This window comes from Microbulbifer litoralis (genome assembly GCF_023634065.1).
In the GTDB taxonomy this organism is placed as follows: Bacteria; Pseudomonadota; Gammaproteobacteria; order Pseudomonadales; family Cellvibrionaceae; genus Microbulbifer; species Microbulbifer litoralis.
On sequence record NZ_JALKCV010000001.1, the window covers coordinates 484,038 to 506,770 of the forward strand.

Below are 22,733 nucleotides of genomic sequence, written 5' to 3' on the forward strand. Positions count from 1 at the left end.
GCCGCAGGATAGGGAAAGGGGCGGCGACACGCCCATCAGTTGCACCGGATTACCCGAAAATGCGGCAATTCTTTTTTACCCTGCACAAATACGCCGGCCTGAGCCTGGGCCTGCTGCTCTCCCTGATCGGTCTCACCGGCAGCCTGCTGGTGTTCGATCACGCGCTGGATGAACGGCTGGCACCGCACACCGTCGACTTCAACCCCAGCCCGCAACCGGCCAGTTACGGCGAGATACTGGCCGCCGCCCGCACAGCCGTGCCCGACAGCGAGCCACAGCGCCTGATGACGCCCCGCGGCGAGGCCAGCCCCTACGTGGTGCGCTTCCCCACCCCCGAGGGCGCACCCGGCCCGATCGAGGTGAGCGTCTCCCCGACCGACGCCGAAGTACTGGCCGTGCGCGGCTGGGGAAAATATCCCATGAGCTGGATCTACCGGCTCCACTACACACTGCTGGCGGGCAAAAACGGCAAGACGGTGGTCGGCCTGATGGGCCTGCTGCTGATGCTGTTCTGCATCAGCGGACTGGTAATCTGGTGGCCGCGCCGCAGCCGGCGCGGCGGCCGCTGGAAGCGGGCCTTTACCGTCAGCCGCAGGGGCAATCGCTTCCGCCTCTACTTCGACCTGCACAAGGTGTTCGGCATCTACTTCCTGCCACTGCTGCTGGTGACCGCCTTTTCCGGCGTCACACTGGTATTCCCGCAACAGGTGGAAACGCTGGTCGGCGCGCTGCTGCCTACCGAGCCGCGCCCGGCGCTGCCCCGCTCGCACCGGAGCACCGGCACCCCGCTGGACCCGGATACTGCCGTGGCGATAGGTCGCAGCGTCTTTCCCGGAGGCGAACTGAAACGCATCTACCTGCCGCGCGATGCCGGCGACAGCTACGGCCTGAGGTTCCGTGCCGCCGGCGAACCCTGGCGCAACTACGGCGCCAGCTTCGTGCGCCTGGACCAGTACAGCGGCGAAATCCTGATGGTGCGCAACGTCACCGCGATACCAGCCGGCAACCAGGTATTGCGCTGGCAGTTCCCGCTCCACAATGGCGATGCCCTGGGCCTTGCCGGCCGCTGGCTGGTGCTGCTGGCCGGCCTCACCCCCAGCCTGCTGTTTGCCACCGGCCTCTACCTGTGGTGGAAAAAACGCCGCCCGGCCCGGCGAGCCCCAGCGCTGAAACCGGCCAACGCCTGACGCGAAAGGCGCTATCATCTGTATTTTTCGCGGGAGGGAAGATGCAGATCAATCACGTGCAGGTGCGCGCCACCAATCTCGACAGGATGACCCGCTTCTGGACCGAATTGATCGGCCTGGAGCGGGGATATCGCCCACCATTCAACTCTTCCGGCGCCTGGTTCTACAGCAATGGCCGCCCGATCATTCACGTAATGGCAGTCGGTGACATAATGGGCGACGGTCCATTCGACCATGTCGCCATCGAGGGTGCCGACTACCGGCAGCTGATCGCCAGGCTGCAGCAACACAACGCCGACTATCGGGAGACGAGCGTTCCCGGCAGCGGCGATCGCCAGGTGTTTATTGCCGGCCCGGATGGACTGAAGGTGGAAATGCTGTTTCCACAGGGAGATTAGCCGACAGGAAACCATTCAGTGAAAGCAATCGGTCTCTACAAGTACCTGCCCATCGAAGACCCGCACTCGCTGGTCGACGTCTATGTCGATCGCCCGCAGACAGGCCCCCGGGATCTGCTGGTGGCCGTACAGGCGATCTCGGTAAACCCGGTCGACACCAAGGTGCGCGCCCCCAGGCCCGGGGAAAACGAAAAAGAGGAAAGGGCCCGTATCCTCGGCTGGGACGCCTGCGGCGAGGTGCTCGCCACAGGCAGCGATGTGGAGCACTATGCCGCTGGCGATCGTGTCTACTACGCCGGCGATATCACCCGGCCGGGCAGCTACAGCCAGATGCAGCTGGTAGACGAGCGCATCGTCGGCCACATGCCGAAAAGCCTCGACTACCCACAGGCCGCCGCGCTGCCGCTGACGGGCCTCACCGCCTGGGAGGCGCTGTTCGATCGCCTGGAAATATCACCGCGCGGCGACGATGCCGGCAAATCCATACTGATTATCGGCGGCGCCGGCGGGGTCGGCTCCATCGCCATCCAGCTGGCCAGCAAACTGGCGGGGCTCAAGGTCATCGCCTCGGCTTCGCGTACCAGATCCGGTATCTGGGTCAAACAGATGGGCGCGCGCCACGTGGTCAATCACCGCAACGACCTGCACCGGGAGCTGCGCGATCTCTATCTCGAGTCGGTGGACTACATCCTCTGCCTCAATAACACCGACCAACACTGGCGCGCCATGGCCAGCGCCATCGCACCACAGGGAAAAATCTGTTCGATCGTCGATAACCGGGAACCACTGCAGCTGAACCTGCTGAAAAGCAAGAGCGCCACTTTTGCCTGGGAGTTCATGTTCACGCGCGCCATGTACCAGACCCGGGACATGATCCGCCAACAGGAAATCCTCAACGAGATCGCCAGCCTTGTGGACCGCGGTGAACTCAAGACCACCGCCAACCAACTGATGGAACCGATCAACGCGAGCAATCTGCGCGAGGCGCACAAACAGATAGAGAGTGGGCGGACGATTGGAAAGATTGTTTTGAGCGGTTGGGAGTAATAGTCACCAGCTTCCACAATGGATGGGCACGACGCTGCGCTCTTTTGTCCATCCTGCACCCGGAGTTCACCAATTTTGTAGGATGGGCAAAGCGCAGCGTGCCCATCATTAAAATGGACCGGAGCAATACTGTGGAATATCGCCGAGCGTATGTCCCGGGAGCCTGCTACTTCTTCACCGTCGTAACGGAGCGACGAAAACCGCTGTTGATCGATCATATTGGCCGCTTACGCAAAGCATTCCGCCAGATTCTCACGAAGCATCCCTTTGAGGTCCAGGCCATCGTCATTCTTCCGGACCATCTTCATACCATATGGAAGCTGCCTGAAGAGGATGAGGATTATTCATCTCGCTGGAAAAAAATAAAGCGAATATTCTCTACAGGCTTTCCGAGTAGAGCCCATACGGACTCGCAAAAAAACAAACGCGAGAAAGGCACCTGGCAACGACGATTCTGGGAACACCTGATCAGAAGCGAAGAAGACTGGACAAACCATCTCGACTATATCCACTACAATCCGGTGAAACACGGATATGTAAATCAGGTAAAGGAGTGGCCATACAGCAGCTTTCACCGGATGGTGAAAAGAGGTTGGTATCCGGAAAGTTGGGGCACAAAAGTATCGAAGAAAGTGCTTGAGATGAATTCCGAGTGATGGGCACGTCGCTGCGCTCCTTTGCCCATCCTACAGTACTGTCGGCAACGAAAGCCTTGCCAGCAGGCAATAGTAAAAATTGGTAGCGGGGGCAGGATTCGAACCTACGACCTTCGGGTTATGAGCCCGACGAGCTACCTGGCTGCTCCACCCCGCATCAACTGTTGGCGCTTTATTCAACTAGCGCCGAAGAGGCTGCGCATTCTAGTGATACGGCCCCCGTATGTCCAGAGTCTTGTTAAATATTATCTGTATTTCGCCGGCTGCTCGCATTTTACATTGCCGGAGGAACCTGATGGGCACGTCGCTGCGCTCCTTTGCCCATCCTACGGCGGGGCGACACCTTCGTAGGATGGGCAAAGCGAAGCGTGCCCATCAGCCCAAATCAGAGTTTGCCGATCACATTCAGGAACACACCCTGGCTGTTGTAGTCCAGCTGCGTCAGGTCGTCGGAGAAATCGGTGAAGTTGTAACCGACACCCACTTTCAGGTGTTTGCCCATATGCCGGTAGAGACCGATCAGTGCGCCGCTGCGGCTATCCTGTGCATCCGGCAGGTCGAGCATACGGCCCTCGATCAACAGGTCCCAGCGGTTGACGAAATGCCAGTCGGCGCGCAGTACATACAGGTGCGCGCGGCTGTCGAAGAACTCGGGGTCCTCGCGGTCCTGGCTCAACTGGCCGAGGCGGTAGGCGTACTTGGCGCCGAGGCTCCAGCGGCGGCTGATATCGTAGGTGGCGTCCGCCGAGAAGATATGGCTCTTCTGGATAAATTCCGCCGCCGTGTTCTGTACCGTGACCTGGTCCTGGGTGGGCACGTTGTAGAAATAGGTGTATTTCAACAGCGTGTTCCAGCGGTCGTTGTCCACCGGGCGGTAGGCATAGCCCATGACCGCCTCGGTAAACTTGCCGTCGTAGAACTCGCCCTGGGAACTCTTGCTGTCGGAGTAATTGAGCTTGCCGACGATGCGCCAGTCCGGACTGATCTGGTAACTGGCGGTGTTCTTCAGCAGCCAGGTCTTGCGCTCGGATTCGGTCACCGTATCCTCGTCGACCGCCGTCTCCATCGCGTCGGTGCGGTATTCCACCGCGGATGCGAGGCGGATATCCTCGGCGCTGAAGCCCATATTCACACCCAGTGCACGGCGGTCCGTCTTGGCCCCGGTGCGCGGATCTTCCAACGTGCCAGCCTCCAGGCTGGTGCCGTAATTCCAGCGGTCGTTCGGCGCCAGGTCCATACCCAGGGCATGGGTCAGGCCGGTGGACACATCGCCGTGGTTGTACTGCTCCTCACCGTAGATGCTCAGGCTGTCGGAATAGCGGCTGCGGAAACCGGTACTCATATTGCCCTTGCGCGAACGCAGGCCGGTATCGGTGCGCTCGTTGTCGAGGGTGTAGTTCAGGTAGAGGTTGGTCCTGTCGGTTACCAGGTAGTCGGTACCCAGGCGCGCGGCGGTGCCGGTATCGCCGCCGGACACTTCGCTGTCCAGGGTCAGCCGCTCACTGACACGGTAGGCGCCGCCGAGGCCCAGGCGGTTGTTTTCATCGCGGGTGCCGGACACTTCCACCGTTCCCTGCGCGAAACCGTAGGCATTCCAGTCCTCGCCGGAGTCGTACGACGCCTCTACCGCCATATCGGTGCGATCGCCCTGGGTCTGCGTGGCCGGAACCACCGCCGAATAATCCTCGCGGGTATCGGCGCGCGCGCCGGTGGTCACGCTCCAGCGATCGTTGATGCGATAGCCCACGGCCATATCCACCGCCGAGGTCTGCAGGCCGTACTCCTGCTCCTTGCTGTCGGCCTTCAGGCTGACATCGACGCGGCTGCCGATGGGGACATTCACACTGGCGCCGTACTGGGTGGTCTCACCGTTGACCAGTTGCCCCGGGGCGGAGAAACCGGCCTCGCGCTCCTGGTGGTAGAAGGTACCGGAACCGCGCGTCTCCTCGAAAAAGTCGGACAGCTGCAGTGCGCCCTCAAGCCGCTGGGCACCGGCCTTGGCGTCCGGGTCTATGGGGTTTTCATTATTGAAACTGAAACCGCCGTCGTAGGAGGAGGTCGCATCCAGGTTGCCACCCTGGCTGTCGGCCACTTCCATTTTCAGCCAACTGCCGGCGCTCTTGCGCAGCGTCAGGTCGACCCCCTGCAGTGAGGTTTCGTTGTCCTCTTCGTCCTGCTGGGTACCACTGACGCCGAGCTTGACGTGATCACCGACCCAGTAGTGGGCACGGCCACCGACAGCGAGCGTATCCATTTCCTCAAAACCCGGCGTGTACTCGTAGCGCGCCACCAGGAACTGCGGATTACCGTTGTAGGAACCGTCCTGGATCAACAGATTGTCGTTGGCGATCGCCGATAGCGGCCGGTTCAGCAGCACGCGGCCCTGGATATAATCGATATCGTAATCGATCACCGGCGTCAGGTTCTTGACCCCCAACACCAGGCCGGAATCCTTGTCCCGCACCTCCACGCGCAACCGTTCGGAACCGCTCAGGATGTCCTGGTGGCGCATGAAATACAGGGAGCCGCCGGTACCGCGGAATTCGTCGCGCCCGGCGATGGTGCCCGGCTCGGCACTGAAGGCGTCGACCTGGAAACGCTTCTCGCCGAAGCTGGTCACCGCGTCGCTTTCATAATGACCGTTGGCACCGTAGAGAGCGCGGTCGATATGCGCCAGCTCGTTGTCGGTGTAGGCGGCCTTGAAGTTGCCCCACAGGCCGTAGTCGTCGTGCTTGGAGACCTTGACGTAGAACTTGCCCGATGTGGGCGCCTCCTCGACCACGGTGGAATCGTCGCCGAAGGTCGGGTAATAGAGGTCGCTGTCCAGCCGCCGGAACAGTGCATCCGGGGATTTCTCCATAAAGTTGGAGAAGAGTTCGTCCACCGGCCCCTCTTCGGTATCCGCGCTGGCAGCCAGGCGCCAGCCCTCGCCGAAACCGCCGCTGGTATAGAACGCCAGGCGGCCGTCGTAGCTGACGGAGTTGTCGTAGTGGGTCTCGTCGCCGGTCACCAGCGCGGCCGGGCCTTGTGTGTCGTCGGCGGCGATGGTCAGGTCGGCGATACCGACGGTAAACCAGTCGTTATTGGCAAAGCGCAGGTCGCGCAGGAAAAGCTCGCCGTTGCCCTCGCGGTCCAGCACCGCTACCTCCACCGTGTGCAGGCCGCGGGAAAAGATCTGCTCGGAGACAAATTCACCCTGGCCGTTGACCGGCACCGGATTGCCCGCCAGCCACACGGTGTGCCCGTCCGGGATCTGCGAGCCATTGACCAGCACGGTATTGCCATCCAGCGGGATATTGCGGCGCGCGAGGCGGTTTTCGCCGTAGCCCACCAGCAGCTCCTGTTCCGGGTCCAGCCCTTCTTCCGGCGGGTCCAGGCGGTCTACCAGCCACAGGTTCTGCGCCTCGGTCTCGTCGTAGCGGCCCTGGCTGTCGTAGACGCGCAGCAGGTACTGCAGTTTTTTCAGCGGCGCCTGGAATTCCTCGAACTCCGCCTGCCACTCGCCCTCGCCGCGACGGTCCAGTTCGACTACCGCCAGCGGCTCGTCGCGCAGCGACTGGTCTTCCTCGAACAGGCGCACTTCGGCCCGCTCGACGAAGGATGGATAGTTGGTATAGCTCTTGAAGCGCACGCGGCTGTCGGCGACTTCCGTCTCCGGATCGTCGGCGTAGCGGATGGTATTGGGCCAAGCGCTGACATTCAGGCGCGGCGACATCTTCTGGTTGTCGAAACGGAACTGGATATGCGCATTTTCCAGTGCCACGTCGGTACAGCGCTGCAGGTCGGCGGAGTTTTTGTAAGGGTCGTATTCCGGGCTGCCGTCTACGGTGATGCGCATCAGGTTCAGCGAGTAGGGATTGTAGGCCAGCGCCTCCCGTTCGAGTCGCTCGATTTCCAGGCGGTCCCTGTCCGCCAGTACGGCCAGCTCATCGTAGAGCACCTGCACTTCCACCCGCGCGCCGTCGAGCTGGATAAAGCCGGTGGTCACCACATCGTCGGACTGCACATAACCCCTGCCCTCGAACTCCACCTGCTCCTCGGTCAGGTCGAGCTGCCGCTGCACCTGCTCCATCGCGCGGCGCGCGCGGGCGCGGGACAGACCCACATCGTCGCCGTAGACCATGGCCTCGCGGCGCTCCATGCGCTCGTTATCGCTGTAGCCGACGAAACTCAGGCGTACATTGGCCTTGTCCGCCACTTCCGCCATGACATTCTTCATCCGCATCAGCTGCGACTGGGAAATGGCTGGATCGCCGTTTTCAAAACGGATCGGCGGAATTTCGCCAGCGGGGGATTCGTGCGCGATGGTGATGGTCTCGGCACTGGCCGCTTCCGGGCAAGCCTGCACACCGTCGCCGGCGGTTTCCATCGGGTCGTCGTACCAGAATTCCACTTCCACGCGGCGGTTCAGGGAGCGGCCCTTGGGGGTATCGTTGGCGGCGATGGGCTGGCTGCTGCCCTTGCCGCTGCTGGTCACCATGGCGTCCGGCAGCGACAGTGCATCGCGCACCGCCAGTGCCACCCGCCGCGCCTCGGCGCGGGACAGTGCCATATGGTCGTTGTAAAGTTGTGCCGGTCCCTCCGGCAGTGGCAGGCCATCGGTATGGCCGACAAAATGAATGACCAGGTTGTTCTTGTCCGCCAGGTTGGCCCGCACCTCGCGGATGCGGCGTACAAAGGCTTCCGGCAGATCCACCTGGCCCGGTTTCCAGCGCAGCGGCGTCACCAGGTTTTTGATGCGCGCGCGCTGTTCGGTGCCGGCCTTGTAATGCAGGCGACAGACGGTCTCCTGGCGGCAGACCTTTACCCGGTTCAGTTGCAGCGCCTGGGCGCGCATCATTTCCGCCTGGGCTTCCTCATCCAGTTCATCGTAGCTGACCTGCACCTGCACACGACGGTTCAGGGCGCGGCCGGTGGAGGTAATATTATCCGTGGCCGGCTCGGCGTCGCCGCGGCCCTCGAAGGTGACCACCTCCTGCGGCAGGTCCAGCGCCAGCTGGAAGAACTCCGCCACATGCCTGGCCCGCGCGCGGGAGTATTCCTGCTTGTCGAGATATTCGGCCAGTTGCTGTGGTGTCAGCGGTTGCGCATCGGTGTGGCCGATAAAGTGCAGTTTCAGGTTGTGCTTGTCGCCGAGCTCGTCCAGCTTCGCCTTCAGCGCTTCCACCGCCTCTTCACTGACCGGATCCTCCACGACCTCGTACGACAGTGGCTCGATCGCATTTTCCTCGACCACCGGTTCCATGGCTTCCGAAAACAGTGTGGCATCCTGCACCCACTGCTTGCGCGGCTGGCCCAGCAACATGCTCTCGGTATTGTTGCCGACCGGCTGTTCCTCGTACTCGACTTCCGGCGCCTCGATTTCCGGGGTAAGGCCAGGGATCTGGTTCCAGACCTGCCACCACGGAGCGGAATCGGCCTCGGCGCTCTCATCCGTCTCCTGTGCATAAGCGGAGGGCAGCGCAAACAGCAGCGCCAGGGCAATAAAATGCGGGATTAATCGCGAGAATGGCCCTGTAAGAGCCACACCGTAGGATGGGCAAAGCGAAGCGTGCCCATCATCCGGCGCCCGATGGGCACGTCGCTGCGCTCCTTTGCCCATCCTACAATGATCCCCGGGCCCACTTACCTTCATTCCGCATTCCGCATTTCGTATTCCGCAATCAAAAGAGGACATCATTCCAATCCTCCCTCGCTGGGCGGCGCGCCGCGCCGCCAGAAGACTTCGGTTTCAATCGTCAGTTCGTAATCGCCATAGTTGTTGGCCCACTCGTCGGCAATCCGCGCTTTCATGGCCTGCAGCCGGCGTTCCACCAGGGCCGGGTCCTCGTTTTCGGCCAGGTAGGACAGGCGCAGTACGGACGGCGCCTCGCTGAGTTTTTCCAGTAGCAGCTCGGTGCGCGAATGCCATTGCGGGCGCAGTTCGGTGGTCTGAGGCTCGAATACCGCCTCGGCCATATCCAGGCGCACGACGCGGTGCAGGCTGGTGCCGAAGTTCACCTTGATTGCCTTACCGCGGGTGGCGCGCACGACGCGCGGGTTTTCGCTGGTGAGGCGGTAGCCGCTGGGCAGGCTGCGGTCGTCCAGCTTCATGATGAAGTTGGAACCGCGATCCTGGTTCGGCACCACCGCACAGGTGATATGGAAGCGGCCGTGGGCGTCGGTTGTGGCGTTCAGGCCGGTGGCCGTCACCACCCGCGCGCCGGGCACACCGCCCTCGCCGGCGTCCTGGTAGCCGTTCATGTTCTTATCGTCGTAGACCTTGCCGATCACATCGGAGCAGTCGAAGGTCGGGTCCGGCACCACGCGCACCGTGGCCGAGGCTTCGCCCGAGGCCTGCTGGCCGGACAACTGGTTGTACATGCGCGCCCGGTTGATGTACTTGCCTTCGCCGACACCGGAGCCCACTACCAGCAACATTTTCACTGTGCGGGTCTGGTCCGGCTCCACATCCAGGTCCGACCAGCGCATCTGCAGGCCGTTGATTTCCGGTTCAGTGGCCACGCCATCAATCTGCGCGGAACCGGCCACATATTTGAAACCGGCCGGGAAGAAATCCATCAGGCGCAGGTCGCGCATGGGCACCGGCAACGTATTGCTGAAGGTAATCGTGTAGGGCACCAGCTGGCTGCGGGTCACATTCAGCAGCGCCGCGGTCTTGGTGATCGACAGCGCACCTTCCAGTTGCGGGTCCACCGGAATATGGTTGTTGAACAACTGGCTCTCACCGGGGATCAGGCCGTCGTCGAGCCGCAGGCGCAGGTAGTAATCCGTCGCCTCGCTGCGCGCGTCGATATCGACACCCGGTGCCTGCTCGGACAGTTGCACTTCGCAGTGGTCCGGCGTGGCGCCGATCAGGTCATCGGCACCGCCGAGGCAGGCAGCCACATCGAAGCCGGCAGTTTCCACATTGGTCTGCGGCGGGATGATCTGCGACTCGCCGGTGACATAGTCATCCCTCGGCATTTCGACCCGGATCAGGTAGTCGTTATTCGCCGCGCACGCCGCCTCGCTGAAGTTGATATCGAACTTGTAGTAACCACCGGCGCGGGTCACCTGGCCCTGCTGCCGGTCGTCGTCGAAGCAGCGATCCGGCAGTTCCTGGCCGCTGGAAGCGCGCAGCATGGTCACGGTGGCACCGGATACCGGCTGGCGCAGCACCGAATCGTAGATCACACCGTTCGGCGTGATCGGCAGGTTCAGGTTCTGCGGGTTGGCCCCGGAGCCGACGTAAATCTCGGTGATTTCCTGCGGGCCATTGGTAAAGTCGGAACTGGCATTGCCCAGGGAAGCGGAGGTTTCGCCGGCGTTGGGGGCGACATATCTCAGTTCGTAGCTGGCACCACCGGCCATGTTCGGAACCAGCCCATTGAACTGGAAGAAACCATCCTCGTCACTCTGCAGGGTTTCCAGCAGCGCGTTGTTGAAGTAGAGCTCCACCGACCAGTTCTGCAGCAACCGCTCCTCTGCATCCCGCTGGTCATTGAAGTTCACGTCGTGCCACAGGTAACCGTTCAGGTTGGCAATACCCGGCGTACCGCCCACGTCGATGGCGACGCTGGCCTGCTCGGTCGCCGGCGGATCATTCCAGGTGACTTCCGCAGTGTTCAATACGCGGTAACCAATCTCCAGGTTCTCGCCCAGTTTTGCCTGGAAGCGCAGCGTGGTGGTGTCGTCCGGCTGCAGCTCACCGAAGGTACCGGCGAAATCGGCGGTAATCACCGAGCCGGCCACGGTGATGCCATCAGCCTGACCGTTCAGCAGCGCGGAGTCCTCGACATAAGTGAGTACCCCCTCGCCCGCCAGCAACAGGTCGTCGGTGATGGTCACGTAGGTCGCCGGCACGGCGCTGATATTGGTGACCTTCACCAGGTATTCCAGCGTCGCCCCGGCTTCCGCCGCGCCGCCGCCGACCACGGCCACTTCCTTGGTAATCGACAACTGCTGTGCATCGCCCACCACCACTTCCGTGGGTTGGGCACCGTTGGACGGGTTGCCGTCGGCATCGGTCAGGGTCAGCGGCAGTTCCCCGGTCGACACGCTGCCCTGGTTGCTGATCACGGTACCGGTGGGCGTGCCGTCGTCGACGCGCACATCGAAAGTGATGGTGGCGGCCTGCGCGGAAGTGATTACCCCCTCACCGGCGCCGGGCAGCGGCGGTGTCAGATCACTGGAAGCGATCGGCAGGCCCGCATCCAGACGCGAAGTGCCGCCACCGTTGTCCGCCACGGCGACACCGTTCAGCACCGTGGAGTTGGCCACGTAGGTGGTGTATGCCGGCAACTGATCCGTCAGCACCGCATCGGTGGCATCCACACCGCCCATATTGGTGACGGTGATCGTATAGCGCAGTACATCGCCCGGATCGACAATACCGGCGGACACATTGTCCTCGGCGATATCCACGGTCTTCTGCACGATCAGCAGCGGCACGTCGCCGACAATGTCGATGGTCGGGTCCAGCGGCGCATCGGTGGCCGGATCGTCCGAGGGCACTTCGTCAAAGGCGCCGCTGCCGGCACCCTCGCCGTTGGCAAAGCCCTGGTTGGAAATCACCGTGCCGTCGTTGACGTCGTTGATGGTCACATCGAAAGTCACCAAGGCCGCCAGGCCGCCGCCGACTTCCGGATCCGCCAGCAACACGCCTTCATCCGCACCCGGCGACTGCACCGGCATACCGGAGGCCAGCGCCGTAGAGCCACCGCTATCTGCAACGGCGGCACCGTTCAGCGTCGTGGAATTGGGCACATAGGTGGTATTGGCCGGCACCTGGTCGCGCAGGACAGATTCGATGGTGTTTTCATCGCCGATATTTTCCAGGCGCAGGGTGTAGCGCAGCGTGTCGCCCACCATCAGCAGTTCCGGATCGCCGGTGATGTCTTCGGAGGTTTTCTCGACGATCACTTCGGGGGCGGATTCGATCAGCAGCTCCGTCGGGTTGCTGTCGCCGTCGATGGTCGGATCGTCACTGTCCTGCAGCAACTGGCCGGGCAACTGCACCTGGGCCTGGTTCAACACAACTGTGCCGTTGTCGATCACCGCAGCCAGGGTCACATCATAGGTCACTTCCAGGCTGCCGTTCGGCGCCAGGCTCAGGTCGCCCAGATCCAGCAGCCCGCTGTTGTGTGCACCACCGCTCGGATCGGAATTGTCGGTCGCCCCGGAAACCACGATATTGGCCAGGGTACCGGGTTCGAACAACGGCAGTTCGTTGAGGCGGCCCAACTCATCGGTAATCGCGATATCGTCGATCTGCAGGTCCGATTCATTGGTCAGCGTCAGGCGATAGCTGGCAGTATCACCGGGGCTGGCCGGGCTGTCGCTGAGAAGTTCCTTGGTAAAGGCGACACTGGGAACCAGCGCGGTGATCTCTAGCGCATCCTCGTGCAAATCCGCACCGTCATCCGGTTCAGAGCGGGTGTATTCACGGCTCTCTACACCGGCGCTGTCCCAGCTCCACCAGTTGGTGACACCGGCCACATTGGTCAGTACATCGCCGTCGACTGTGTCCGTATCCAACCAGGCCTGGTATTGCACCTGCAGGGTGGCACCGGCGGGCAGCGCGGCACTGCTACCGGTGGTAGTCACGGTGAAGCGGCAATCATCCCCGTTGAACGCAACACTGAAGTCCGTGCCCTCAGAGAGGTTTGACGCGTTTCCGCCGGCATCGATTATCTGTGCCGTGAAATTATCCGGCGCTGTCTCGCACATGCCACCCGGATCGTTATTCGGCAACAGGTCAACGATGGTGATATCCCAGGCCGGACCGTCGCCCCGGTTTTCCACATTCAGGCTGAAGTTGCCGGGCAGCCCGGTCTGGACCTCGGTATCGCCGGTTTTGGTCAGTGCCAGCTCGTAGGGCTCGACAATGGTAATCGGCGCCGAGTATTCACTGACCTCGCCCGTGCCGCGCCCGGCATCCGGGTTGTCGTCGGCGTAGTTGTAACTGTAACTGGCGCGGCTGGTGAAGCTGTTGCCGTATTCGTTGGTGGCAGTATCGCGCAGCATCAGGGTGACATCGATCACCGCCTCATCGCCGGCTTCCACATCGATACCGCTGGCGGGATCCTGAATAGTCAGCAATCCGCCGTCCACGGACCCCTGTGGATTGAAGGCGATATTGCCGGATACCTGCTCGGCGCCGACAAACGCCAGATCGACCGGATCCAGGCCGGAATCCGCCAGATCCATTTCTATCGCCACATCGTGCAGTGCGCCCGCAGCGGGAACCGTAATGCGATAGACAAAGGGTTCGCCGATGGAGGCCGTTTCGCGGCTGGCGGGTTCCACCGCGATCAGCAGCGGCTGTGCGTCCGGGGTGCTGAAGGCCACACTTACCGGATCGGACGGCCCGTAGGGCTGGCGATTTTCCAGCGCGGCGCCTTCGGGGATATCGCTTTCACCGAAGGAGTAGTACCACTCCACATAGGCGTTGTTGCTGATCTGCAGACCTGCAGCGATATCACTGTCTGCATTCACTTGGTAAACAACTTCCATAGTGCCGCCCGCGGGAATTTCATTGAGGAAATTCCACACGGTTTCGCCGGAGGTTGCATCAAACGTGGGTTGCAGCGGATTGGTCGTGTCGCCATCGACGCTGATGGTCTGAACACCGCCCTGGCGCAGTCCCGCCGGGATTACATCGCGCAGCACGATATCGTAGGCCGGCGCCGTACCGTCATTGGTGATAGTGGCGGTAAAGGTGATGGTCTCGTCCGGCGTCAGTGCATCGGTACCGTCCGGAGTCGCCGTCAGGGCAAAATCCAGATCCGGTTGCAATAGATCCAGGGAGACTTCTTCGGAAAGTACCGAATCGCTGCCAGCGGCCGTCCGGAACTCGAAGGCGGCGCTGTTGGGTAGCGGAATAGTCGGCGCGTTCAGTTCCAGGACGTCTCGCTGTACACGAGTGCGATAGGTGATGACCAGTTCTTCGCCGGAGGTATTCACCAGTTCGCCCAGGTCCCAGCTCACTGCGCCGCTGGCCTCCGGCTGCGGTTCCTGTGCGAGGCTGTAGTCCATGCCCTCGGCGCTGATGGAGACGGTATCCACAAATACCATGCCCTGCGGCAAGGTGTCGGTGATCACCGCATCGGGCAATGTGCCCCGCTGCGCGCCCAGGCGCAATTCATAGGTCACCAGATCGCCGATACGCAGCTCGCCGTCACCGAGCGGAGCCGTTTCACTGAGTGCGCTTTTCGTCAGCGTGGAATTGTTGCCGACCGCCAGTGGCGGCAGGGACTGCGGACCGAGGAAGTAATTATTCAGCGCATTCGCGTCCGGCATGTCGGATCCATTGCGCTCGATATACTGCGCATCGCCCTGCTGGCTGGTCCACTGGGCGGTGGTATCGCCACCCAGTTCCTGGCCGGCGAGCACACTGTCCAGCACGCGGACATCGAATGCCAGGGTGCGGCTTTCACCCGCTGGAATGTCGGTACCCGCCACGGCGTTCCAGGCCAGCGTCTGCGCCTCATTGACACCGTCGCCAGTCACGGTAAACAGCCCGTCGTCAATGGCGGTGCCATTGAAAGTGGTCGTACCCGGTTCGTAAACCCAGCCCAGGCTCAGCTCTTCCAGTATTGAGAGATCGTGCGCGGTAGCGCCATTGGCACCCTGCTCGGAGAATTCCAGCGTGAAGTGATAGATATCGCCGGCGACGGGTTCGGTGTTGCCGCTCTGGTTCACGGCTGCCTTGGCCAATACCAGTTCCGGCTCGACAATGGTGACCTGCGCCGCCTCGCCTTCCATTTCCCGGGTGGCGCCTGCCTCGCTGTAAGTGTAGAGGGCACTGGTATCAATGGTGACACCGGACTGCGCTTCGGGGACATTGTCCACCCAGGCGTTGACGACGATATCCCGGGTCTCGTTTGGAGGAATATCGCCAATATCGAAGGTGAGCGTCTCACCATTCTGCGCAGGCGTCGCCGCGGTTCCATTCACGGTAACAGTGTCGATCTGTACAAGGGTGCCCAGCCCAGCAAGGACATTTTCCACTTCGACGTCTGCGAGCGTGGAGCTGGTGATGGGATTACCCGGTACACGGATACGGTAACTGACCGACTCGCCGATGGGCGCCAGGCCATCGTCGGGAGACTCGAGAGCCAACGTCAGGGGACCGGCTTCGGCAACCGGCGTCAGCAACTCGAAACAGTTGGGCAGGCCGGCGCTACACTGTGGAGCAACATCCGTTCCATAAAGCCGACGATTAACGACGCCTTCATCTTCCAGGGAAGCGTAACTGCTGGGGTGGAAGCTGTTGTACCAGGTGTGGCCACTGGGGATATCCGTGTGCAGCCCCACGTTGTATTCGATGCTCAGGCAGTCTCCCGGCTGGCCCGTTTCAGCCAGTACGCCATCGAAAGTGAACTCTATAACGCCATTGGTTACGGTATGGCTGTAGGTGGCCGGCTGGCCGCCGATCAGTACCTGCTGGATGGCAATGGTACTTTCATCAAATTCCGGGTTGGCCGGATCCGCGTTGAGCGTATCGGTTACCACCGGATCATAGGCGGGGGCGCCGCCTGTGTTACAGGCCTGCAGACGGAAGTTCATCACCTCATTGGCAATGTCCGTTACTGAATAAGGACTAGCCACACTGTTGCGGGTGTCGGTTTTTGCCAGATCGCTGATATTCGGCTGCACCACCCAGATACTGGCCTGATCCTCGCGCGGCTCATCGATGCCATCGTAAGTCAGCTCGGCGCTGTTGATGCGCTCTATTTCACCACTGCCGGCAGGGAAAGCACTGATATCATCCAGCACAACTGCGGTATAGACAATGGTAAACGGGGGGGTTGAATCACTCTCTGCTGTGATGTTACCCAGTTGCCACTCCAGGGCGGTTGCACCGGGAGCAGGTTCAATGGGTTCCTGATCGCAGGTAAAGCCGTTTACGCCGCAATCGATAGATTCCACGGACACCAGTTCCAGCCCCACCGGTAATTGGTCGGTAACCACCACATTGCTAGTCGTGCCAGGCTGCAGGCCCAGGTTGAGAGTATATTGAACCGTATCGCCGATACGCGCACGTGAGGGGTCACCCCAGGCTGTGGATTCGGCGGTTTTGCTGAATACGGTGTTATCCTCGGTAGTTACCGATTCTGAGGCTTCGTTGCAGTATATATTCGGGGCAGTAGTAGCGGGGCAGCCCTGACCGTGGCGCTGATAGTCTCCCGGATAGGTATCCTGACCCGGCACACCGTGATCCAGAGAGGTCCAGTCCACATATACGGTGTTATCGATGGCACTGCCAAAAGCCGAAAGTACCGTGGTGTGATAAACCAGTGTCAGGGTTTCGCCCGGAGCGATATCCAGGTTGTTATCACCGTTCTCACGCCCCCATACCAGTGCGCCATCACTGTCTCGGACGCCAGGCGGGGAATCGGCATCATTGATCGTGGCGCCGTCCAGGCGCAATTGTTCCGGCACCGGCAGAATATCGGCAATATTTACATCGAAGGCAGTGGAGACATTATCCCCGGTGGCATTGGTGATCTCGACGGTATAGTCCAGTGCATCTCCGCTAACTGCACTTTCCGCACTCGCGGTCTTGGTAACCGTCAGTACCGGTTCCGTCACTGCAATCGGTCCCGCCTCGGCAGTCCGGCTTTCCCGGCTGCTGTCCTGGCCGTTGTCATACTCCAGGTTGGCCGCATTGCTCAGCTCGGTTCCGGCCTGGTTTCCATCCACATTTGCAATACGCGCAAAGTAAGTGATGCGGATTACCGGATCGATAGTACCAGTCCCGGTGATATCGTCCTCGGTATGGGTCGCTACCATACCGATATCCCAAGCGATATCGCCAGTGCTACCCGCAACCGGATGATCTCCGCGGAAAGACTCACAGAATTCTTCTGGCGCTTCGCCGTTGATCGTGAGAATGCTGTCGTCGTATTCACAGCGGATGCCATAGCCCTGGGCGTCGTTATCAGCCAGTACATAACCTGCAGAGAGAGTATCCGTTACCAGCACATTGTCGGTAACACCTTCCGGCAGAGAGATTTCCAACTCAAACTTGCGATGGGCACCGATAGCGCGGGAGTCGGCTTCAACGCTGTACTGCGAAGTATCGGTAACATCGGTCTTGCCAAGTTCCAGGCCGGGAACAACAATGGAATCCTCGGCTTCGGTGTCATAGTCGTTGATGCCGGCCACGGGATTTGGATCCCCATCATCAATGGAGAACCAGCCGTTGCGCATACCGTCTTCGGCACCGTCTGCACCGATGGCACCAGCGCTGAGAGCGGGGTCGATGTTCAGGTTCAGGTTGCGGTTGGGCAGGGACTGCCAGACAGCCTCAATGGTGTTGGCCAGTTCTTCGTGGGGTGATACATCCACTCCATCATCATTTTCACCAACCACACGCACCTGGAAACTGAATTCCACAGGTTGGCCCTGGGCGATGGCATAGGGAGAAGCCCACTCAGTGCCGGCGGGCGCATCCGGATTGGGATCATCCCAGTAGAAAATCGGCGCGTCTTGTTCATTGGTATCAACCAGCGGTGCCGGTGTACCGTTCAAGCCGGCTTCGCTGCCGGGCACATAGCGATATTTTGTGTTGCGCAGATCGTCCAGTACACGCAGGCCGTAGGCGGTGCCACTGGTATCGCCATCCTCATTACTGTTGTTGGTGGCCCTGACGGTGACAGTGACAATATCGTCGCCATCGACATTTTCCACGGCCTCGTCAAAAGTCTTTTCCAGGACAACCCGGGGGCCGTTGACGTGCACGGTAATAGGCGGCGGCACAAACACATTGGATTCATTTTCAGAGGAGCCGGCCGGCAGGTAGGACATATAGGAGTCCCCGTTACCGTTGACTACCAGATCTGAACCATGCCCGGTGAAATTGTTGTTCTCCACCCGCACCACGAAGGAAACCCTGACAGGGATCAGACCGTCGCTATACATGGCGCGATCGTATTCGAGTAGATGCTGGAACCCATACTCCCAGGTCACTGAGTCTCCCGCCCCCTCGCAGCCGCTGATTTGCGGAGTCAGGGGGGCGCTACTGTCGCCCGGGAACCACGTGGTGCCGTCAATACTGCGCAGGTCTTTTGCCTCCGCGTCAATACAGCGCAGGCCATCGGGTAACTCGGCGTGGAAGGTGAAATCCCCCAGGCGCGCCGCCGGTACGCGACCGGTGAGGCGCAAGCGGATTTCCTCACCCACTACTGCCTCCAGCTCGCCCTGGCGCGGTGCGTACTCGCCGAGGGTGGACTGGCCGATAGCCTCGATGGGGTCCACATCCACCTCATAGATGGTCATGGTGGCACTGTCTGAAGCACAGTGTTCACTCTCATCGTCCGAATTGACGCAATAGATACGCGCACCGGCGGAACGGGGGGTATCCGGGGTTTCAGGCAAGCCGGTGGACGCCAGGGGATGATTGGTATTGGGTATGGGTACTACTGTCTGCTCCCCGGATTCCCCCCTCAGGCTGTCGTAGCGGAAAATATCCGCAACGTTGGTAAAACTCTGGCCCGGAGCCACAGTGCGGTGGGGGCTGACCCGGTACTGCAGCACCACCTCGCTGCCCGGATCTATCTGTTTCAGCTTGTCGGATTCTTCATAGGAGAAGGTGATATGGGCCGGACTGCCACCGTTGAGACAGTGCGGTGATGACTCCGGGTCTGTATGGTCATAGGTGTAATCCGCCCGGCCCGTGGCTGTTCCCACGATACCGGCCTGAGGTCCGGCGGCATCCCCGGGAATATTGTCGATACCATCGTCATCAAATGCGCCATTGACCGCCCAAACGCACATCTGGCCGCCGTCGTCCAGGACATCGGTAATCACGACATCGTAGGCGGGGGCGCGGGCCACATCATCAGCCGCCGCTTCGTTCTCGACAGTCAAACGGTAGACAAAATCATCGAACTTGCTGCCCTCGGCGGAAGTGTCCCACTGACATGCATTGACATCGCCCGCCGCACCGCTGAGGTTGCAAACCTCCTTGGTGATACTCAGCCTGGGCTCCGCCATCTGTGTCTGCGCAGTCCATTCCTGCCATTGGGGGTAGCCGGGGTAGGACGGGTTACAACCCTGGTTTTGCGTGTCGTAAACAGGGTTATCCCAGTCTTCTCCGGACTTGAAGCAGGCATTCTGTGCAGGGCTGCCACTACCGTCATTGGCAATAGTCTGCTGATCGATAATGCCACCGCCCTGTTCCGCAAAGGTAACCTGGAAACGACTGCGGCCATAATCGACACTGATATTGGCGTGCTGGTTCGGGTCTGCGACTGCATCCTCCGACTCGTTGCGCAGGCGGGTGGTCATGTTGGCCAGGAACCAGCGGTTCTTCGTTGTGACAGAAGTGCCACCGAATGTCCAATTCAGGTTTCCGCCACCCAAGGGTGCGGCCGGAGTAAAGCCGCCGGGAGTAATGACACTGTCGCAGACGGAATTCGGGGAGCCGGGTAGCCCTCCAACAGTACAGAGACTGGTCAATTCCTCTTTGCTGACATAGTGCTGCGGGCCGGTACCACTGTCATCACCACCGGCATGTGCGGGAATGGCGTCGGCTACGGCGATGGAATCCACAGTGACATTCCAGCCAGGGGTTTCAAACCCGAACCAACCGCCGGCATAGATATCGAATTCACATTCCTCGCCGATAAGAATCTGCGGCGGACTGATCCGGCCGTCGCCATCGCCGCCCCCCCGATTGGCGGCTTCCTTACAGGTTCCGGGCACGTATCGCTTGAGCAGGTTGAAACCCAGCGCCTTGGCGCGAACCGCGTCGAGAGTGTAGTTGTTGGCAAGTTGCTGGGAGGGCGTGGTGCCGTTTACAGGATCATTCAAGTTGGCCGGCGGGGGGTAAACCAGGGCCTCATCGCTGATGGCATAATTGGCCGGATCCGAGTAATCTCGGCCCTGCTCCGCCAGGGTGATCATACCGACTATATCGGCGCGCATGGTGAGGTCGTCGGCGCCGGCACTGTGATTTTTACTGACTAGGAATTCCAGGGATGTATTGGGGTTATTGCTACTGTAACCACCTCCCAGCTGACCTAGGTCACAGAGATAGACGTTGGCATTTTCTGGCAGGGGGTTGCCATCATCGTTTGGGGTGGGGTCGTTTCGCCATGCCGGTGTATTCCACAGTGGAATCTGTGCATCCGTCTGGTTCGGTACATTCATATCAGCTGGCAGATGAGGGGGATTACCATCCGCCAACTGACATTGTGCCGGCGGGCCCTCTACGATAATGGCTTCACCGAAGGTAACGTAAAACAGGTAGTCGCTGGCTGTGTGACCGCCGCTGTTCCAAATATTCACCGTAACTGGCGTAGTACCCTCGTCACGGATGATATAAAGAGGATGTGGGATATCAACGTTGAGGTTTTCTGGATTCGGGGTAAATATCTGGCTTACCGTCTGGTTGGAACGCGTAGAGCCGTTGGCGTTACTGTCACAGAAGTCGCCCCACTGTACTCTCAAGTTGTTTGTCAGGGTTCCCATTGAAGCCGGATCAAAAGCAGTCCCACTCTCATCATGCTCGTCCAGATCCGCCATACGATCGTAATAGGTCAGGGTTTCATTCTGGTTGACCTGTACGATACGAAAGGTGATTGTCGCCACGTCGCCGTGGCGCATCAGATCTTCCTGATAGCTCTGCTCGTTCGCAAAGCTTCCATCACTGGTCAAATAGAAATTAGGCGCTTTCAAAGCCGGATTATTCAGGTAAGCCGTCTGATCCGCTGTCGGCGTGACCCGATTTCGCCAATCTATACGGGTGACACGCCCCGCATAATTCTCGTAGGGCGATGAAATGCTGAATTGGGGCTCGAAATTGGGGTCAAGAATATACTCGTCCGGCAGGGTATTGGTCAGCTCAACCCGATTGACGGTGCCGCCGGTACGGTTTTCTAGTGTAATAGTAACCAAACCGCGCATACCTACAGGTTCACCGGGATTGAGGCCACTGAATTCTACGTTGTAGTTGAGTTCGCCTGCATCGATAAAGTCTCCACCTAAGCCTTCGGTCAGGTTCGGGCTAGAGCTGACAGCCAGCCTAGACTGATTGCCAGCACCATATTGAGGGAAGCCCCCTTCTATACTCTGCCCTATTCCGGCAACACCATTGACCTGGGTCTGACCATCCGTTGCCAAGCAACCCCACTCGACATTATTTGCGACGTTTAACTGGTCTTCACATGAGTTACGCAGAGTACCGGCTATAAAAATTTCGCGTTCCTGCCCTGGCCAAATTGGAAGCGGAAACCCGAAATCATCTTGTAGATGGCTACCTAAAAGCTGATCCCCCGATATAGGTGTGCATGAGCCACCATTGGCAGGCCCTCCCTGAGCGACATTCTCCGCTTCCGCCTCAGTACGGCATACCGCCAGAACATCCATGTTGCCATTGGGGTCTGGCACCATGGAGTCATCGAAGATGACGTCGTACATGGGCGCAGAACCATTGTAGTTGTCGATGATCACCCGCCAGATTACACCGTCGTCTTCGTGGCCGAAGATAGTATTCCCAGCCAGGTCGGGATCATCAGAGAAGGTTCCGCGAGGCATACCCGCGTCGATGTTGCGACCAGCCTTCGCAATCCCCGGACGGGGTTCCCGAATATTCAAAGTGTCATAGAAATTAAACGGACCTTCACTATATGGAGAACCACCATAGATGTGATACTCCCAACTTCCTCCCGGCCAGCCCCCCGTTCTGGTTCGATACTCCCCGCCTTCGCAGTTTCCATATTCGAACTCTACGGCTGTTCTGATCTGCCGCGAAATACCTACCAGATCTTCCTGATCGAAATCTCTGGCATTCAGGTCAAAACTGACCGTTGCTGAACCATTCCGGTAGATATTGCCCAAATTCCATCGTAGTTGGGAACCGTTCTGGCCAGCGAATCCAGCTGAATAACCACTGGTATCAAAGACAGCGTCTACCTGCTGCAGGTCCACAGTGACCTCGACATCCTCGAAGCTCCTGTTGCCGGGCTCAACCGTCTCACTACGCCAGGGCAGGTTAACCGCGTTGTAGCCCGTGTTATTACTAATGCGTAACCTGACTTCACCACCTGCGCAAAACTCGCAGTAACCAACCTCCAGAGCCACCTGAACTTGAGGGTCTGGACAGTATTGCGCTGCCGCCCAAACACCAGCAGCAGGCCAAAAGGTCCCCAAGCAGGCAAGAACAAAGCCAACAAGCGCATTCTTCAAAGATTTTCGCCCAGTTACTTCAGACATCATCGTTAGTTATCAGCCGCTGTTCTCTTTTGGGATTGCTGCCCGGTGCTCGCGCAGGGGTGCTGCCGGGCAGACACTGCCCGGTAGGCGGACTTTAGTGGGGATGGGACGAATGGGCCGTGAAGCAGGTCTAAATTAGTGGACTGGCAGGGAACTTTTTTGAAGTTTGCCAAGCAGTTCTCAGGGGAACTTTAGGTGGATTATTAAGAGATACAAAGTGTGAGACGAAGCGGCCTTTG

6 protein-coding genes and 1 tRNA gene are annotated in these 22,733 nt (G+C 60.0%); 4 read left to right on the forward strand and 3 right to left on the reverse strand.

What is annotated here, in order from left to right; all coding sequences use genetic code 11:
• Positions 1-59 precede the first annotated feature (59 nt).
• The 4 genes from MWN76_RS01920 to MWN76_RS01935 are packed head-to-tail and all read left to right on the forward strand — an operon-like array spanning position 60 to position 3,288.
• Positions 60-1,187: a PepSY-associated TM helix domain-containing protein gene (locus tag MWN76_RS01920; protein ID WP_250458894.1), complete on the forward strand. Its 1,128-nt coding sequence runs from the start codon at positions 60-62 to the stop codon at positions 1,185-1,187.
• A 41-nt stretch (positions 1,188-1,228) separates the two neighbouring features.
• Positions 1,229-1,585, forward strand: a complete 357-nt coding sequence (locus MWN76_RS01925) for a VOC family protein (protein ID WP_250458896.1) — start codon at positions 1,229-1,231, stop codon at positions 1,583-1,585.
• Between the two features lie 18 nt (positions 1,586-1,603).
• A complete protein-coding gene (locus MWN76_RS01930) occupies positions 1,604-2,632 on the forward strand; it encodes a zinc-binding alcohol dehydrogenase family protein (RefSeq protein ID WP_250458898.1) in 1,029 nt (342 codons plus the stop codon).
• 44 nt (positions 2,633-2,676) lie between these two features.
• The gene (locus MWN76_RS01935) at positions 2,677-3,288 is read left to right on the forward strand and encodes an REP-associated tyrosine transposase (RefSeq protein ID WP_250458900.1); all 612 of its coding nucleotides are present in this window, start codon (positions 2,677-2,679) and stop codon (positions 3,286-3,288) included.
• Between the two features lie 80 nt (positions 3,289-3,368).
• Here MWN76_RS01935 and MWN76_RS01940 read toward each other — a convergent pair.
• The 3 genes from MWN76_RS01940 to MWN76_RS01950 form a co-directional block, all read right to left on the reverse strand.
• Positions 3,369-3,445: transfer RNA gene (locus tag MWN76_RS01940), tRNA-Met, on the reverse strand.
• A 228-nt stretch (positions 3,446-3,673) separates the two neighbouring features.
• Entirely contained in the window at positions 3,674-8,815 is a 5,142-nt protein-coding gene (locus tag MWN76_RS01945; protein ID WP_250458903.1) for an OmpA family protein, read from the reverse strand.
• Positions 8,816-8,964: 149 nt separating this feature from the next.
• A complete protein-coding gene (locus tag MWN76_RS01950; RefSeq protein WP_250458905.1) occupies positions 8,965-20,886 on the reverse strand; it encodes a hypothetical protein in 11,922 nt (3,973 codons plus the stop codon).
• Positions 20,887-22,733: the final 1,847 nt, after the last annotated feature.

Bases quoted from the DNA above. Each gene is read 5' to 3' on its own strand.
- MWN76_RS01920 (WP_250458894.1), top strand. From the start codon at position 60: ATGCGGCAATTCTTTTTTACCCTGCACAAATACGCCGGCCTGAGCCTG.
- MWN76_RS01925 (WP_250458896.1), top strand. From the start codon at position 1,229: ATGCAGATCAATCACGTGCAGGTGCGCGCCACCAATCTCGACAGGATG.
- MWN76_RS01950 (WP_250458905.1), bottom strand. From the start codon at position 20,886: ATGCGCCACGGCGACGTGGCGACAATCACCTTTCGTATCGTACAGGTC.